This window comes from Methanothermobacter marburgensis str. Marburg, assembly GCF_000145295.1.
Classification (GTDB): domain Archaea; phylum Methanobacteriota; class Methanobacteria; order Methanobacteriales; family Methanothermobacteraceae; genus Methanothermobacter; species Methanothermobacter marburgensis.
In genome coordinates this window covers 916,055-930,230 of the sequence record NC_014408.1, presented here as the reverse complement: position 1 = coordinate 930,230, position 14,176 = coordinate 916,055, and the positions used below count along the sequence as shown (strand labels likewise).

20 protein-coding genes are annotated in these 14,176 nt (G+C 50.2%); 10 read left to right on the top strand and 10 right to left on the bottom strand.

Features of this window, described 5'->3' with window-relative positions; all coding sequences use genetic code 11:
* Positions 1 to 3: 3 nt before the first annotated feature.
* On the bottom strand, positions 4 to 1,401 hold the full coding sequence (proS, locus tag MTBMA_RS04855) for a proline--tRNA ligase (protein WP_013295809.1): 1,398 nt from the start codon (positions 1,399 to 1,401) through the stop codon (positions 4 to 6).
* A 134-nt stretch (positions 1,402 to 1,535) separates the two neighbouring features.
* Between proS and MTBMA_RS04850 the strand changes: the two genes are divergently transcribed.
* From MTBMA_RS04850 to rpiA, 3 genes are read left to right on the top strand one after another with little or no spacing between them, the layout of a single operon-like run.
* A complete protein-coding gene (locus MTBMA_RS04850) occupies positions 1,536 to 2,579 on the top strand; it encodes an NAD(P)-dependent glycerol-1-phosphate dehydrogenase (RefSeq protein WP_013295808.1) in 1,044 nt (347 codons plus the stop codon).
* A complete protein-coding gene (locus MTBMA_RS04845; protein WP_013295807.1) occupies positions 2,580 to 3,023 on the top strand; it encodes a UPF0179 family protein in 444 nt (147 codons plus the stop codon). It abuts the gene before it with no gap.
* Between the two features lie 13 nt (positions 3,024 to 3,036).
* The gene (gene rpiA / locus MTBMA_RS04840) at positions 3,037 to 3,714 is read left to right on the top strand and encodes a ribose-5-phosphate isomerase RpiA (RefSeq protein WP_013295806.1); all 678 of its coding nucleotides are present in this window, start codon (positions 3,037 to 3,039) and stop codon (positions 3,712 to 3,714) included.
* Here rpiA and MTBMA_RS04835 read toward each other — a convergent pair.
* The 4 genes from MTBMA_RS04835 to MTBMA_RS04820 all read right to left on the bottom strand — a co-directional run bounded on the left by MTBMA_RS04835 (position 3,704) and on the right by MTBMA_RS04820 (position 6,450).
* Positions 3,704 to 3,910: a hypothetical protein gene (locus tag MTBMA_RS04835; protein WP_013295805.1), complete on the bottom strand. Its 207-nt coding sequence runs from the start codon at positions 3,908 to 3,910 to the stop codon at positions 3,704 to 3,706. The genes rpiA and MTBMA_RS04835 overlap by 11 nt on opposite strands.
* 88 nt (positions 3,911 to 3,998) lie before the next feature.
* A complete protein-coding gene (locus MTBMA_RS04830; protein ID WP_013295804.1) occupies positions 3,999 to 4,805 on the bottom strand; it encodes a metal ABC transporter permease in 807 nt (268 codons plus the stop codon).
* 5 nt (positions 4,806 to 4,810) lie between these two features.
* Positions 4,811 to 5,557, bottom strand: a complete 747-nt coding sequence (locus MTBMA_RS04825; protein WP_013295803.1) for a metal ABC transporter ATP-binding protein — start codon at positions 5,555 to 5,557, stop codon at positions 4,811 to 4,813.
* 5 nt (positions 5,558 to 5,562) lie between these two features.
* A complete protein-coding gene (locus MTBMA_RS04820; RefSeq protein ID WP_148215567.1) occupies positions 5,563 to 6,450 on the bottom strand; it encodes a metal ABC transporter solute-binding protein, Zn/Mn family in 888 nt (295 codons plus the stop codon).
* 116 nt (positions 6,451 to 6,566) lie between these two features.
* Here MTBMA_RS04820 and MTBMA_RS04815 point away from each other — a divergent pair, with 116 nt between their 5' ends.
* Positions 6,567 to 6,950: a CopG family ribbon-helix-helix protein gene (locus MTBMA_RS04815; protein ID WP_013295801.1), complete on the top strand. Its 384-nt coding sequence runs from the start codon at positions 6,567 to 6,569 to the stop codon at positions 6,948 to 6,950.
* Between the two features lie 160 nt (positions 6,951 to 7,110).
* On the opposite strand, the gene cobM is transcribed toward MTBMA_RS04815, so the two are convergent.
* From cobM to MTBMA_RS04790, 5 genes are all read right to left on the bottom strand, one after another.
* Positions 7,111 to 7,863, bottom strand: a complete 753-nt coding sequence (gene cobM / locus MTBMA_RS04810; protein WP_048901198.1) for a precorrin-4 C(11)-methyltransferase — start codon at positions 7,861 to 7,863, stop codon at positions 7,111 to 7,113.
* 99 nt (positions 7,864 to 7,962) lie between these two features.
* The gene (locus MTBMA_RS04805; protein WP_013295799.1) at positions 7,963 to 8,835 is read right to left on the bottom strand and encodes a DUF166 domain-containing protein; all 873 of its coding nucleotides are present in this window, start codon (positions 8,833 to 8,835) and stop codon (positions 7,963 to 7,965) included.
* A gap of 10 nt (positions 8,836 to 8,845) precedes the next feature.
* Positions 8,846 to 9,088, bottom strand: coding sequence for a TIGR00304 family membrane protein (locus tag MTBMA_RS04800; protein WP_013295798.1), 243 nt, complete (start codon positions 9,086 to 9,088; stop codon positions 8,846 to 8,848).
* A gap of 142 nt (positions 9,089 to 9,230) precedes the next feature.
* A complete protein-coding gene (locus tag MTBMA_RS04795) occupies positions 9,231 to 9,452 on the bottom strand; it encodes a hypothetical protein (protein ID WP_013295797.1) in 222 nt (73 codons plus the stop codon).
* Positions 9,453 to 9,563: 111 nt separating this feature from the next.
* The gene (locus MTBMA_RS04790; RefSeq protein ID WP_238523342.1) at positions 9,564 to 9,977 is read right to left on the bottom strand and encodes a methyl-coenzyme M reductase family protein; all 414 of its coding nucleotides are present in this window, start codon (positions 9,975 to 9,977) and stop codon (positions 9,564 to 9,566) included.
* 78 nt (positions 9,978 to 10,055) lie between these two features.
* Here MTBMA_RS04790 and MTBMA_RS04785 point away from each other — a divergent pair, with 78 nt between their 5' ends.
* The 6 genes from MTBMA_RS04785 to MTBMA_RS04760 all read left to right on the top strand — a co-directional run bounded on the left by MTBMA_RS04785 (position 10,056) and on the right by MTBMA_RS04760 (position 14,112).
* The gene (locus tag MTBMA_RS04785) at positions 10,056 to 10,499 is read left to right on the top strand and encodes a hypothetical protein (RefSeq protein WP_148215566.1); all 444 of its coding nucleotides are present in this window, start codon (positions 10,056 to 10,058) and stop codon (positions 10,497 to 10,499) included.
* Positions 10,496 to 11,062: a hypothetical protein gene (locus tag MTBMA_RS04780; protein ID WP_013295794.1), complete on the top strand. Its 567-nt coding sequence runs from the start codon at positions 10,496 to 10,498 to the stop codon at positions 11,060 to 11,062. Before MTBMA_RS04785 ends, MTBMA_RS04780 begins: the two co-directional genes overlap by 4 nt.
* 115 nt (positions 11,063 to 11,177) lie before the next feature.
* On the top strand, positions 11,178 to 11,555 hold the full coding sequence (locus MTBMA_RS04775) for a roadblock/LC7 domain-containing protein (RefSeq protein ID WP_013295793.1): 378 nt from the start codon (positions 11,178 to 11,180) through the stop codon (positions 11,553 to 11,555).
* Between the two features lie 2 nt (positions 11,556 to 11,557).
* Positions 11,558 to 12,733: an ATPase domain-containing protein gene (locus MTBMA_RS04770; RefSeq protein ID WP_013295792.1), complete on the top strand. Its 1,176-nt coding sequence runs from the start codon at positions 11,558 to 11,560 to the stop codon at positions 12,731 to 12,733.
* The gene (locus MTBMA_RS04765) at positions 12,734 to 13,429 is read left to right on the top strand and encodes an RAD55 family ATPase (RefSeq protein WP_013295791.1); all 696 of its coding nucleotides are present in this window, start codon (positions 12,734 to 12,736) and stop codon (positions 13,427 to 13,429) included.
* Entirely contained in the window at positions 13,426 to 14,112 is a 687-nt protein-coding gene (locus MTBMA_RS04760) for an RAD55 family ATPase (protein ID WP_238523341.1), read from the top strand. The genes MTBMA_RS04765 and MTBMA_RS04760 overlap by 4 nt, the downstream gene beginning before the upstream one ends.
* Positions 14,113 to 14,176: the final 64 nt, after the last annotated feature.

Genomic DNA, 14,176 nt, shown 5'->3' with positions numbered 1-14,176 from the left:
CATCTAGTAGGTTCTGGCAAGGTATGCCCTGTAGGGGGCGTCTCTACCACAGTTCATGCATTTACCGCTTCCACCCTCCTGTATCCCAAGGATATCCACCCGGACCTTCTCCTCAACATCCATGCCGCACTCCTCATCACCGCACCACATGAAGGATATTATGCCCCTCTTCTCCTCTATTATGTTCCTGGCCTCCTCTATGGTCCCTGCCTCACGGATCTCTGATTCCATCCTCTCCCAGGCCCTGTTTCTCAGGTTTTCGAGGATGTCATTCATGAGATCCCTGAGGGTGTCCTGGATACCGTCAAGGTCTGCTGTTATCTTCTCACCGGTGTCCCTCCTGGAGATGACCGCGGAATTATTTTCAAGGTCCCTTGGCCCTATCTCAACCCTCAGGGGGACGCCGCGCATCTCCCATTCATAGTATTTCCTCCCTGCCCGGAGGTCACGGTCATCAAGGTGCACCCTGAAACCTGCATCTCCAAGACTATCCCTGAGATCCCTGCAGGCCTCCATGACCTCATCAGCGGCCTTCTTGAATATAACTGGTACTATAACCACCTGGTGGGCTGCAACCTCGGGGGGTAGACATAAACCTGATTCATCCCCGTGGACCGCTATAACTGAGGCTATGACCCTGTCTGATAAACCGTAACAGGTCTGGTGGACGTACTCATGCTCACCCTCAGGGTTTTCAAATTTTATCTCGAAGGTCCTTGCGAAGGTCTGTCCAAGGTTGTGGACGGTTCCTATCTGGAGGGTTTTGCCGTCGGGCATGAGGGTGTCAAAGGCCATTGTGTAGTCTGAGCCAGGGAATTTGTCCCAGGGGGGCCTCTTTGTTATGAGGTATGGGATTCCCAGGGAGTCGAAGAATTCCCTGTAGATTTCTATGGCCCTTTCAACCTGTTCCTCTGCCTCATCGGCGGTTGCATGTATTGTGTGGGCCTCCTTGAAGGTTGTTATCTCACGTACCCTTATCAGAGGCCTTGTATGTTTTGTCTCATACCTGAAGGTGTTAACTATCTGGTAGAACCTCATGGGTAGATCCGTGTGTGACCTCACCCAGAGTGCGAACATGGGGTACATGACGGTTTCACTTGTGGGCCTGAGGGCCAGTTTCCTCTGGAGTTTGCTGAGGCCCCCATGTGTAACCCAGTAAACCTCGTCCTCGAAGCCCTTTACGTGTATGGCCTCCTTTGCCAGTTCATCCTCAGGTACAAGAAGCGGGAAGAGAACCTCCTCATGGTCCCTGTCAAGTATCCTCTTCAGGATATTAAGGGTGTTTTTCCTTATCCTGAATCCATGGGGCATCCATACATGCATACCCTTGACCGGATACCTCTGATCTATAATCTCGGCTTCCTCTAAAATATTGTGGAACCATTCACTGAACTCTGTCATTTTTTCACCATGATAACAGTTAGGGTCTTTTCTGATAAATTTCTGCAAAAGTATATTTTCCTCTGGAGATAAACACCAATCAAAAATTATTTTATTACTCCTACTTAAATAATATACTCCATCAGAGGGTTAACATGGATCCAAGGAAAATTCAGCTACCAAGGGAGATACACACAGGGCCCGGTGTTATAGAGGATACCGGGAGGATATGCAGTGACCTTAGATTCGAGGGGAGGGTTATGGTGGTGACAGGCCCCAGAACCCTTAAAATTGCCGGTGAAACGGCTATTGAGAGTCTGCAGGATGCCGGGTTCGAGGTTGACCAGGTCACGGTTGGGGATGCCACCATGGCCTCGGTGGCCCAGGTCCAGGATGGCCTTAACGGCACCTCCCTTGTGCTTGGTGTGGGTGGGGGTAAGGTCATCGATGTTGCGAAGATGGCCGCCACCCTTGAGGGCGTGCACTTCATAAGTGTGCCCACCGCGGCATCCCATGATGGGATAGCGTCCCCCAGGGCATCCATAAGGAACGGTGAGGGCACAGCGTCCCTTGAGGCCTCCTCACCCATTGGTGTGATAGCAGATACCGAGGTCATAAGGAAGGCACCCTTCAGGCTCCTTGCATCTGGCTGTGCAGATATAATATCCAATTACACGGCCATAATGGACTGGAAACTTGCCCACAGGCTTCTTAATGAGAGGTACAGTGAATCAGCAGCAGCACTTTCACTCATGACAGCCAAGATGATTATAAAATCTGCCGACGCCATAAAGGAGGGCCTTGAGGAGAGCGCAAGGCTGGCTGTAAAGTCACTCATAAGCAGCGGTATAGTCATAAGCATAGCAGGGAGCAGCAGGCCTGCCAGTGGCTCGGAGCACAAGTTCAGCCACGCCCTTGACATGGTGGCACCTGAACCCGCACTCCACGGCGAACAGTGCGGGGTGGGGACCATAATGATGATGCACCTCCACGGCGGGGACTGGAGATTCATAAGGGATGCCCTGGCAAGGATAAACGCCCCAACAACAGCAGCTGAACTCGGTATCGACCCTGAATACATCATAGAGGCACTTACAGTGGCCCACACCATCAGAAAGGAAAGGTACACCATCCTTGGAGACAGGGGTTTAACCCGCGAGGCCGCTGAAAGGCTTGCAAAGATAACGGAAGTGATATGATTGATAACTCTTATCGGTGAAAAACTTGCAAGGAAGGGGTCAAGGTTCCTCTTCTGCGGACCTGCAGAGGAATGTGAGGATTGCAGGTTCAGGTCAACATGCATAGGACCCCTCGAGGAGGGGAGGCTCTACAGGATAACCGATGTTAAGGACAGGTACCAGAGGTGCCCGGTTCATCTTGGAGAGAAGGTGAAGGTGATTGAAGTTGAAAAATCCAACGTTGAGGCACTAATAGACGCAAAGGGAGCATTTGAAGGATCGGTGATCTCGTTCGAGTTTCCTGAATGTGACCTGGAGTGCGGCATGCATGATCTCTGTTTCCCCGAGGGTATCCTGGGGGGTGACAGGTGCAGGATTGTAAAAAATCTTGGAAAACCTGGAAAACAGTGCCCCGGGGGTCATGAACTGAGAAGGGTTCTTTTGAAACCCCTGGATAAAAAATGAATGGGAGTTCACAATGGATCTCAAGAGGATGGCCGCCCTCAGGGCGGTTGAGGAGATAAGAGATGGGGATATCGTTGGACTTGGCACCGGTTCAACGACCCACCACTTCATAGTGGAACTTGGAAGGCGCGTCAGGGAGGAGGAACTGGAGGTTATGGGTGTACCCACATCCTACCAGTCCATGTTCCTTGCAGCAGAGTCAGGTATAGGAGTTACAAGTCTTGCAGAACACGACGTTGATGTGGCTGTTGACGGCGCAGATGAGGTGGACCCTCAACTCAACCTTATAAAGGGGGGTGGGGCTGCCCACACACTTGAGAAGATAGTTGACTCATCTGCAGGGCGCTTCATAGTTATAGTGGATGAATCAAAACTTGTTGATAGACTGGGCGCATTTCCCCTCCCTGTTGAGGTCATCCCTGCAGCCTGCAGACCCGTTATGATAAGACTTGAGTCCATGGGGGCCACTGTAACCCTCAGGTCATGTGAGGGGAAGGACGGCCCCGTTGTGACAGATAACGGCAACTTTGTCCTTGACGCATCATTCGGTGCCATTGATGACCCGGCAGGCCTTGAGGTGGATCTAAACAGCATACCAGGTGTGGTGGAGAATGGTATCTTCGCAGGCCTTGCAGATATGGTTATCGTGGGGACTGCAGGTGGTGTTGAGGTCCTCAGGCCTAAAGGGTGATCGTCACAATATGTGCAAGGGGTATTATGACGGTGGTGGTTGTTTTACCACCCCTTAATTTTAGTTCAAGGCTCAGATAATCGGTTTCAACCCTCTTGACCTCACCGTAGTACGTCTTCCCGGTTATGAGTGTGATGCTGAGGTAGTCACCGATTGCTGATTTCAGCGTATCCCTGAGGTCTGATCCGCACTTCATAATCTAGGGTTTCATTTATTCTTTAATGTATTTTTTGATATGCTTGCTGTGAATCTGTATTTTTTTGATAGGATCATAGATCTGGTTCTTATGAACTCCTCAGGGACTTCAGTATCCGGGCCGCGCCAAATAGAAGTGTGAGTATAAGGACTATGACGGCCCCTGATGAGATATTGAACCAGTAGGAAACCCATAGGCCCAGCATAGCTGCAAATATCCCTGTGATTGAGGCCTTAACCATGATGTCCCCCATATCGGTACTGAAGTCCCTTGCAACAGCCGCTGGAACCGTGAGCAGTGCCATCACAAGTATTATGCCCGCTGCCTTTATGAGCACAACGACACTTATGGCAACCAGTGAAAGCAGGTACAGGTAAAAGGCGTCAGCGGGCACGCCAAGGACCTCTGCGTACTCCTCATCGAAGCAGAGTGCCACAAATTCCCTGTTGAAAAGGAGGGCACTTGCTATTATGATGAGGTCAAGGAGGAGCATGGTCCAGAGGTCGGTGCTGCTTACCATGAGGATGTTGCCGAAGAGGTAGCTGAAGAGATCCGGGGCATAACCAGGGCTGAGGTTCACGAACAGTATACCCAGAGCCATACCGGCTGACCAGAGCATGCCTATCGCGGTATCCTCACTTATATCTGTTTTTCTCGTGATTTTACCCATAAGGAGAGCGGCTGCAACGGTGAAGGGGATGGCCGCCGTCACCGGATTCACACCGAGTAGGTACCCCAGCCCCACACCACCGAATGCTGCGTGTGATATACCCCCGCTTATTGAGACTATCCTCTTGGTCACAACATAGCTTCCAACTATACCGCAGGCTATGCTGACAAGTACCGCTGCAACCACCGCGTTCCTCATGAACTGGTACTGGAGGATTTCAAGCACGGCAATCACCCCTCCCGGTGTTCATGGAGCACCCTGTGGGGTATCCCATGTGCGATGAGTTCCACTGGACAGCCGTATGCATCCTCAAGGCAGCTGACGGCCTCCTCCACTGTCCCATGGACGAATAGCCTGTGGTTCAGGCACGCCACACTGTCCACGTGCTGTGTGACCGTCCCGATATCGTGGGATACCAGGATCACCGTCATCCTCTCCCTGAGGTCATCCATGAGGTTGTAGAACGAGGTCCTGAAGGCCGGGTCAACGCTTGCAGTTGGCTCATCAAGGAGGAGAAGATCAGGGTCCCTTACAATGGCCCTTGCAAGGAAAACCCTCTGCAGCTCTCCCCCTGAGAGCTCACCAATTTTTCTATCCTTGTAATCAAGCATCCCCACCATTTCCAGGGATCTGAGGGCCCTTTTTCTATCATCATCTGCATATGCCTCAAATCTCCTGTATGTGCCCATCAGGACTGTCTGGAGGACGTTTATGGGGAAATCTGTTTTGAAGTGACTCCTCTGGGGGAGGTATCCAATCCTTTCCCTGGCATCCTCAGGATTTTTTCCCAGAACCTTCACAGTCCCTGAGGATGGCCTTATCTGTCCTGTTATGAGTTTCAGTAGTGTTGTTTTACCCCCACCGTTGGGTCCGATCACTGCAAGGATTTCACCTTCAGGTACCTCAAGGTTGATGTCCTCAAGTATGGGCCTGCCATTCACGTGGTAATTGACATCCCTCATCTCAACCGCCAGCATTTCCATCACCCCTGAAGCGCCCTCAGTATCTCCTCAATGTTTCGGGTGTAGTTTCCCCCCAGCGGGTCCACGACGGCAACCCTTGCCCCCATCTCGTCTGCAATGAGTTCTGCATTCCTCCTGCTGAACTGTGGTGATGCAATTACAACCCTTATGTTCTTTCTTCTGGCCTCCTGGATTATCAGTGATAATGTTGCCGGGCCGGGTTCCTTTCCCTCCCTTTCAATTGCAACCTGTTTTAACCCGTATTCCCTGCAGAAGTAGCCCCATGCGGGGTGGTAGACCAGTATGCTCTCACCGGTTCTGTTTTTAAGCTCCATTCTGATCCTCATGTCCAGTTCATGCAGCCTTTCAAGGTAGGTCGCAGCGTTTTCCCTGTAGTATCTGCTGTGCTGTGGGTCAATCTCCTGGAGCCCCCTCAGTGTGTTGTTCACCATCACCATTGCGTTTCTGGGTGATGTCCATACATGGGGGTCGTATGGGCTCTCGGCTGATTCATGTGAATCTTCAATGGCTGAGGGAATAAACTCTATCCCCTCTGAAGTGTTTATTATCCTCATACTGGGGTTAAGTGTCCTTATTTTATCAAGGTAGTGGTTTTCGAATTCAAGGCCGGATCCAACAATGAAGTATGCTCTGGCCTCTGACACCCTCCTGAGTGTCTCTGGTTCAGGTTCATAGGTGTGGGGATCGGCGCCCTCTGGCACCAGGACAACCACCTCTGCCCGATCCCCTGCAACTGCCTCCACAAACTCCTTCTGGGGCATTATTGTAACCGCAACAATCAGTTTTCCCTGATGTGGTTCCTCTGATGCCTCTGATGTGAAGACGTACATTCCAGCCACCGAGAGTATGGTTATAAGTGCAATTGCACCTATCTTCCATCTTTCCATCCAACCACCCATTCAATCTATGTCCCTGAAAACATATAAAAATTGTTAATATTTGGAAGATAATTTAATAAATTTTAGCATAAAGTATATAAATTCTTATTAAAATAGAGTGATCCATGGTTGTGGTAAGTGTTTCACTCAGTGAAAAGCTCCTTGCGGAGATAGATGCACTTAGGGATGAGATGGGATTCTCAGGGAGATCCGATGTTGTAAGGGCTGCTGCAAGGCTTCTGATAGATGAGAAAAGAAACATGCAGGAATTGAGGGGAGATATAAACGCGGTTCTCTTTCTCATACACAAAAGAAATGACGAGGACATGGTCACAGAGATAAAACATGACTATGAGGATATAATCAGCACCCAGATACACAGTCACCTCAAGGATGGGAAGTGCCTTGAACTTTTCATAATTGAGGGAGAGTCCTCAAGGGTGAGGGAACTCACAGAGAGGTTCATTGCCTGCGGTAGAATGGCCCACATAAAGCTCTTCACGTTCTGATTTCTGGTATACTTAAAAAAGGAGGATAAGATTTGTTTTGGGTCTGTATTCGTGGTTGAATCAGGCTGGAAAGAGTAATTTTTGAGGATGAGATTTGTTTTGGGTCTGTATTCGTGGTTGAATCAGGCTGGAAAGAGTAATTTTTGAGGATAAGATTTGTTCAGGGCCTGTATTCGTGGTTGAATCCGGCGTCGTAGAGCTTGGAGGCCCTGAACTCCCCTGGATCGAGAACCCTTCCCACGATTATCATGGCTGTCTTCTTTATACCTGCCTCATGCACCTTCATGGATATATCTGCCAGTGTGCCCCTCACAATCTCCTCATCAGGCCAGGAGGCCCTTTTAACCACGGCAACGGGGGTGTCAGGAGGGTAGTGCTTCATCAGCCTCTCTGCAACATCCCCTATCATGTGGACACCCAGGAATATGCACATGGTTGAACCGTGTCTTGCAAGCTCTTCGAGGCTCTCTGAAGGCGGCACAGGTGTTCTCCCGGCAGGACGTGTTATTATGACGGTCTGAGAAATCTCAGGGAGTGTAAGTTCGGTCCCCAGGGCGGCTGCGGCTGCAAAAACGGAACTGACGCCGGGTATAACACTGTATGGAATTCCCTTCTCATCAAGAACCCTCATCTGCTCCTTGATGGCCCCATAAATAGAGGGGTCTCCTGTGTGAACCCTCGCCACGGTTTTACCGGCCCTGCAGGCATTCACCATGATTTCTGTTATCTCCTCGAGGTCCATATGGGCGCTGTTGTGGACCTCTGCACCTGGCGCGTATTCCAGGATCTTTCTGTTTACAAGTGAACCGGCGTATATCACAACATCGGACCTTTCAAGAACCCGTATGGCTTTCAGTGTTATGAGTTCAGGGTCCCCTGGACCTGCACCTATGAATACAACCTCACCTGTAATTTTTTCCTTAACTTCAGGGTTTTCTGTACCTTTCAGATTATCATCTCCTCTGTGTTATTCCATTTTTTACATCCGGATGGTTTGATCATGCGGATCCCATCATGGCCGCGGGTTTATCATTTCTATGGCTCCGTGGGGACATTCCCTGGCGCACCTCTCACAGGCACCGCAGGAGAAGGGATCCACCTCTGCAGTCACACTCCTCCTTATGGTATTCATGGATAACCTGACAAGGGGGCAGACATCCATGCAGAGGAAGCCACAGTCCTCTCCCAGGCATTCCTGGGGGTTCACGCGGGCATGAACCCCGGGCACACCGGCAGCCCTCTTGAAGGCCTCCCTTGTGAGGTAACCTGCAACGTGGAGGTGTGTATCCCCCAGTGCAGGGTCAGCTTCCATGGATGCCAGGCAGGGGTAGTTGTGGAATCCTTCACCTGCAGCCACATCCACCTCATGGAGGGGAACACCCCTTATCCTCTCTGCAACGTAGAAGGTGGAACCACAGGGGGCGCTTCTTTTAACCCTGACCGCAAGGACACTCTCCTTCACATCCATCTCCACCTCAGGCTTCCCGAATCCTGATGCAAATGAGTCAATGAAGGGATTTCCTGTAGTATCAAGTGAACAGAAGGGTGATGGGAAGACGGCTGATTCAACCATCCCGGAAATTTCAGATTTAAGGCCTTCAGGAAGCTGACCTGGCGCATGGGATTCCACTATGATGGCCTTCGATCCCGATTCAACGGCTATTTCAGCTGCTACAAGGTTAAGGTCACCGAAGAGCCCCGCAGCAACTGTGAGATCTGCATCAGGGATTTCTGGGGGAAGAAGTGATGAGGGATCATCCAGAAATTCACCAGAATAGTCATCATAATCAAATACAGCCACTATGTCCGGTGCCAGCCCATGGGAGGCGACGGTATTCACCACCCTGGCGCCGTATTCTCCACAGGCCACCATTATGATCCTCATGGAAGCACACCTATCTGTAGAACAGTATGTATGCAACCACCATGAGGATCAGGGCAAGCACAACCCCTGTGATGGCCATGTTTCTGTCGCTGCCAAAGATTATGGGCACGGGCCCTATCATTACAACTCCCGCGGCCTTAACCTCCCCCTTATCCCTTGTCTGGGAGGCGCTGAGGGCTCCTCCAATGAATGTTAAGAGTATGCCTGTGATTATAAGGATTACTCCGGCGGTTATGAGAATCTCTCCCCTCATAATATCCTCCACTGAATTGTTGTACTCATATTATCTGGTGTATCTGGTCTTACAGCTATAATCCTCATTTTATTTAAGTGGTATGTCATGTGTCAGTGGCTGCTAAACCCATGTCTCTGAATGAAATAAATGGCCGGTGATTTTACTCTGGCTCCACGTATTCAATGGACACGCATTCCCAGGGCTGGACCTCAGTATTTATTGTTGCGTAGAGTTCCATATCAGTGTGCCTGAAGAGGTCCTCACAGCTGAAACTGAGGTCGGGCGATACCTTAACCGGGTAGATCCTCCCCCTGTTACTCTTTACGATTATCTCTCCCTCTCTGCTTATACCTATCACAAGCTGTTTTATTTCATTTGCCATATTAAATCCTCCAGCTCCTATACTAATCTGAAAGACCACCTAGATAAATCTGGATGACAGGAATCCTGTGATGTTATGATGGACCCTGGGAATTTTTGTCAGTATAGAACCTCATAGCAGACGGTACTCGACCCTATGACCCATCTTTCTTCTTTCAATGAGTTCCATGTCAACCATCTCATCAAGGAGGCCGTCATCGGCCACAATCTCATCTCCGGGGGTCCATGAGGGTTCCTCTGCGAGCCTATCATAGACCTCAAGAAGGGACTTTATCCTCTCAAGGACATCTTGATTAACATCCAGGCCCTCTATTTCCCCCTTTATCCGGCGGGCGGTCTCTCTGAGTGTTTCTTCATCTGCGCTGGGAATGATGCATAGGACTCTGACCTCATTTCTCAGGAAGTACTGGCCCCTGTGAACACTGAATGTGTCCCTCTGGATTATAAGGCCACCGGCATCCTCAACAAATTCCTCAAGTTCATGGAAGTTATGGGGTCCCCCTGTGAAGACCACTAGGGAATACATGTAAGTGTTTATGTGCATCAAACTATATCTATACACCAGTTAGTAATATTTATATACAAAAATTTATTAATTATCCTCATGGATAAACATGGTGTTCTGGCAGCTGACGCTGTAACATCAACCTTTTTCATGGTTCTGCTTTTATCCACCATGGTTGCCATTGCAGGTTCAAGGATTGATGGTGTTAACCATGAGGAGGGACTTCTTGAACTTCGCATACTCATGGATGATGTGGCATGTGCCGTTGACCTTGCAGTTGCAGGGGGTCCGGGCCGTGAAGTTGTTGTTGAGCTCCCTCCCCGTCTCAACCACACATCAGCTTACAGGCTGAGGATCAACTCAACAGGAGTCTACGGCTGGGCGGATGGTTACAGGGGATTCTCAAATATGTCCAATGTTCTTATAGTGGACTCGAAAGGTACCCCTGCATCAATTAACCTTGAGGCAGGCAGGAAATACTCAATAAGGAACACCTGCAGGAATAACAGGACCCTTGTCATGGTCTCGGAGGTGAGACTTTGAGGTTGGATGTATCTAGGAGTCCCTGGGCTTCATCTGTGACAAATTTGAGGCCAGGTCATATCTATGGCTGCACCGGAGGGCAGGTACCCATTGAGTACCTGCTACTTACAGGTGCCGGGCTCCTCATTGCCACACTCATAGCGGTTCAGGCTGGAATGCAGCTTGAACTCATGGCGGCCCATTCGGCTGCAAAAACAGGGGCCCTGGAGGGGGTTACGACTGACACCCTTGCAGTCTACCCTGCTGTTACCTTTGAGGAGTACCAGAATCAGAAACCAGTCCTCCTGCAGCCGTCTGATGTCAGGGTTCTCAGGGTTGAGCTGATTGATGAGGGCTACAACAGCACATACGGGCGGAGGAAGTTCCGTCTGAGGGCATGGCTCTCTGGCCCACCTATGGAGTCTTCCCTGAGGGAGTCCCTCTCTGACAGGGTGAACTTCTGCATGAGGAGATCCATCTCACGGACCTTCAGGACAGAGAACCTGACCGGCACCTACCACAACCCTGCCCTTTCAGATCACTACGTTTTCACAACATCTGAGGCGGTATGGCTTCCTCCTTAAATTACACCGCGGCCAGATGTAAACTGATATAAAGGGTTAACAACATAATTAAACTGTAATACTCATCGCCGGGGACACTTCCTGATACCGGTTACCGAGTCACTGGGGTGTATTGATGGCCAAAACAAAGAAGGAAAAACTGGATGATGTGCTCTCTGCTTTTATGCAGGTCGGTCAGATAAGGGCTGCGGGTATTGTTTCAAAGGAAGGGCTGCTTATAAACGCACGGACACCTCCAGATGTTGATGCCAGGATATTCTCAGCCCTCTGTTCAACCATAATGGGTGCCGCAGAGGCGGCATCAGGGCAGATGAACACTGGCGGCGTTTCTGAGATAACCGTGAGAACCGAGAAGGGTATAATCATTCTCAAACCTGCAGGTGAGAAGGCCATATTCACGGCCCTGGCAGAACCGGAGGCACAGCTGGGTCTGCTGCTCTTTGAAATGGATTCAAGGGCAGCGCAGGTTGATGAAATTCTAAGGGAGATGTGAACATGAAGAGGACTTACATCCCGAAACTCGACGACCTCCTGGGCGGTGGAGTGAGGGAGGGGGCTTCTGTGATGTTCTCGGCATCCCCCGGAGTGGACTATGAGGCATTCGGTTACCAGATGCTCAACGGACGACTTGGTGAGGGCGAGAAGGGGTTTATATTCACCAACGTTGAGGAACCTGAGAGCATAATATATGAATTCAGGTCCTATGGCTGGGACATCGAGCCCCGCATTGAGAATGGGGACATGTTCTTTGTTGATGGAAGTTCACCCTTCCTTGGAATGCCATCAGAGGAGCGTTACACCGTCAGTGATTACTCAGAGATAAAGGAAACAGTTCTGAGTGCAATAGAGGATATTCCAGGCGGTGTGGGAGTAATAAACTGTCTCTCTGTAATAATAGATTACCTGGGGAACGGTGACACCCTTGAAATTGTAGAGACATGGAACAGGAGGGCCTCTGAACTTGATGTCAACATTGTCTACCTCTTCACTGAGTGGGACTATGAAAGGGAGCTTATGGATAAACTGAGATCACTGATGGACTGTGTCGTTGACCTGCGGACCATTGAGGAGAGGGTCATAATAGGGCAGGGGTTCATGGTTGCCCATTCTGACTGGTCCAGTCCACCTGATACCATGGTGCTCTTCTTTGTTGTACAGCCCGGTGGCGTTAAGGTCTATGTGCCCAAGATACTGGTGACTGGTCCCTACAATTCAGGGAAATCCACATTCGTAAAGTCAATATCCACAAAGGCGGTTTCGGTTGATAGAAAGGCCCTCTCGGCGTTCCCAACAACCATTGCAATGGACATAGGTCACCTCGAGTATAAGGGGTTCATGGCGGATATCTTCGGTACACCGGGACAGGAGAGATTCGACCTCATACTGGATGTCCTCTCAAGGGAGGCTGTAGGGGCATTCATACTGGTGGACTCAACCGCACCTGAAACCTTCGCAAGGGCCAAGGAGATGATAAGAAAGACAAGGGCAGAGGCGATACCTAAGGTTGTGGTTGCCAATAAACAGGACCTTCCAGGCGCGCTCTCACCTGATGAGATAAGAACAAGGATGAAGCTTGGAGGTGATGTCCCCATAATACCTGTTTCACTTAAAGAGGGATGGGGAGTGAATGAAGCACTTGAAACCCTCCTCGGACTTCTCTATGGTGGTTAAATGATTGTCAGAATTCCCTCAGGAATAAGGGGTCTTGATGAACTCATTGGTGGAGGGGCGATCCCTGAAAATACTGTTACACTTGTCTATGGGCCCCCGAAGGTTGGTAAATCCATATTCAGTTATGGTTTCACGGCGGGGGGTGCTGAAAGGGGTGAACCCTGTCTCTACATATCCACAGACTATGGTCTGGCGGACCTCAAGAGGAACATGCAGGTTCTTGGTATGGATGCTGAGAGCTACATGGAGAATGAACTTCTATATGTGATAGACGCGATATCAAGCATCTCAGGGCCGGCATCTGATGCTGGCAACACCTACCTCTCATCATCTGTGCATAACCCCACCGATATAATGGTGAAGCTGGGGGTTGCCATAAGGAACATAACTGCAGGCTACAGCATGTTCAGGTCTGTCCTGGACTCCCTCACAACGCTAATGGCATTCAATGATGAGCTGCTGATAGTCCGAGTCCTCACAGCATACATAATAAGGATCAAGGACGCCGGTGGAACCGCCATTGTCACCTACACCGAGGGATCAGCAGACCCCAAGGTTGAGACCATGCTCAAGGCAGTTGTGGATAACATAATACACCTCGATGGATCTGAACTTACAGTTGAGGCCATGATAGGGGTCGGAAGGGCCAGCGCCCCCTACACCATAGACGATAAGGGCCTTAAGGTCAACCCATGAGGGATATCATGAGTGAGAACTACACCACCGGTATAGCTGGACTTGATGATATCCTGGGTGAACTGGAGCCTGGTTCAGTCATGCTGGTCACGGGGCCCCCCAAGGCAGGTAAATCCGTACTTGCAACCGAGTTCATCTACAGAGGACTCCAGGCCGGAAACCCATGCCTTTTCATAGCGGCGGAATACGGCTACAGGGACCTGCAGAGGAACACGATGGCCTTTAACTGGTTCATCCAGACATTCAGTGATAAGCTTCATGTAATCGATCTTCCAACCGGACTTGGGGGTGCTAAACCCCAGGATTCAGGAAACATAAGGTATTCAGCCCTTCAGAACACCACAGACCTCATGGTCAAGGTTGGTATAGCCACAAGAAGCCTCTACCAGGAATCTGGAATATTTCTTTCAGCCTTTGACTCCGCATCCATTCTCCTGGCATTCAACCCCCCAAGGCTTGTGCTGAGGGTGCTCAAGGCCTACAATAACCGTGTGAGGGAGGCCAATGGAATAGCACTGGTGGCATACACAGAGGGGGTTGCGGATCCGGAAATAGAGAAGGGGGTCCCTGAACTTTTCGATGTGCATATCCGCATGGATGGCTCAATGATATCTTCCAGCACCCCCTCAGGGACCAGGGAGGCGCCCTACAGGATAGGTGAACAGGGCCTTCTGGTGGGCTGATGGTACTCCTTAATATCTTTTTATTTGTGGGATGATTCTGGCTGTAGATTTCCAATGGGCTGAT

Coding starts and splice junctions, on each gene's coding strand:
- MTBMA_RS04835 (WP_013295805.1), bottom strand. CDS start 3,910: ATGAAGTGCGGATCAGACCTCAGGGATACGCTGAAATCAGCAATCGGT.
- MTBMA_RS04770 (WP_013295792.1), top strand. CDS start 11,558: ATGAAGAGGACTTACATCCCGAAACTCGACGACCTCCTGGGCGGTGGA.
- MTBMA_RS04765 (WP_013295791.1), top strand. CDS start 12,734: ATGATTGTCAGAATTCCCTCAGGAATAAGGGGTCTTGATGAACTCATT.
- MTBMA_RS04800 (WP_013295798.1), bottom strand. CDS start 9,088: ATGAGGGGAGAGATTCTCATAACCGCCGGAGTAATCCTTATAATCACA.
- MTBMA_RS04850 (WP_013295808.1), top strand. CDS start 1,536: ATGGATCCAAGGAAAATTCAGCTACCAAGGGAGATACACACAGGGCCC.
- rpiA (WP_013295806.1), top strand. CDS start 3,037: ATGGATCTCAAGAGGATGGCCGCCCTCAGGGCGGTTGAGGAGATAAGA.
- MTBMA_RS04790 (WP_238523342.1), bottom strand. CDS start 9,977: ATGTATTCCCTAGTGGTCTTCACAGGGGGACCCCATAACTTCCATGAA.
- MTBMA_RS04815 (WP_013295801.1), top strand. CDS start 6,567: ATGGTTGTGGTAAGTGTTTCACTCAGTGAAAAGCTCCTTGCGGAGATA.
- MTBMA_RS04785 (WP_148215566.1), top strand. CDS start 10,056: ATGGATAAACATGGTGTTCTGGCAGCTGACGCTGTAACATCAACCTTT.
- MTBMA_RS04825 (WP_013295803.1), bottom strand. CDS start 5,557: ATGCTGGCGGTTGAGATGAGGGATGTCAATTACCACGTGAATGGCAGG.
- proS (WP_013295809.1), bottom strand. CDS start 1,401: ATGACAGAGTTCAGTGAATGGTTCCACAATATTTTAGAGGAAGCCGAG.
- MTBMA_RS04820 (WP_148215567.1), bottom strand. CDS start 6,450: ATGGAAAGATGGAAGATAGGTGCAATTGCACTTATAACCATACTCTCG.
- MTBMA_RS04795 (WP_013295797.1), bottom strand. CDS start 9,452: ATGGCAAATGAAATAAAACAGCTTGTGATAGGTATAAGCAGAGAGGGA.
- MTBMA_RS04775 (WP_013295793.1), top strand. CDS start 11,178: ATGGCCAAAACAAAGAAGGAAAAACTGGATGATGTGCTCTCTGCTTTT.
- MTBMA_RS04760 (WP_238523341.1), top strand. CDS start 13,426: ATGAGGGATATCATGAGTGAGAACTACACCACCGGTATAGCTGGACTT.
- MTBMA_RS04805 (WP_013295799.1), bottom strand. CDS start 8,835: ATGAGGATCATAATGGTGGCCTGTGGAGAATACGGCGCCAGGGTGGTG.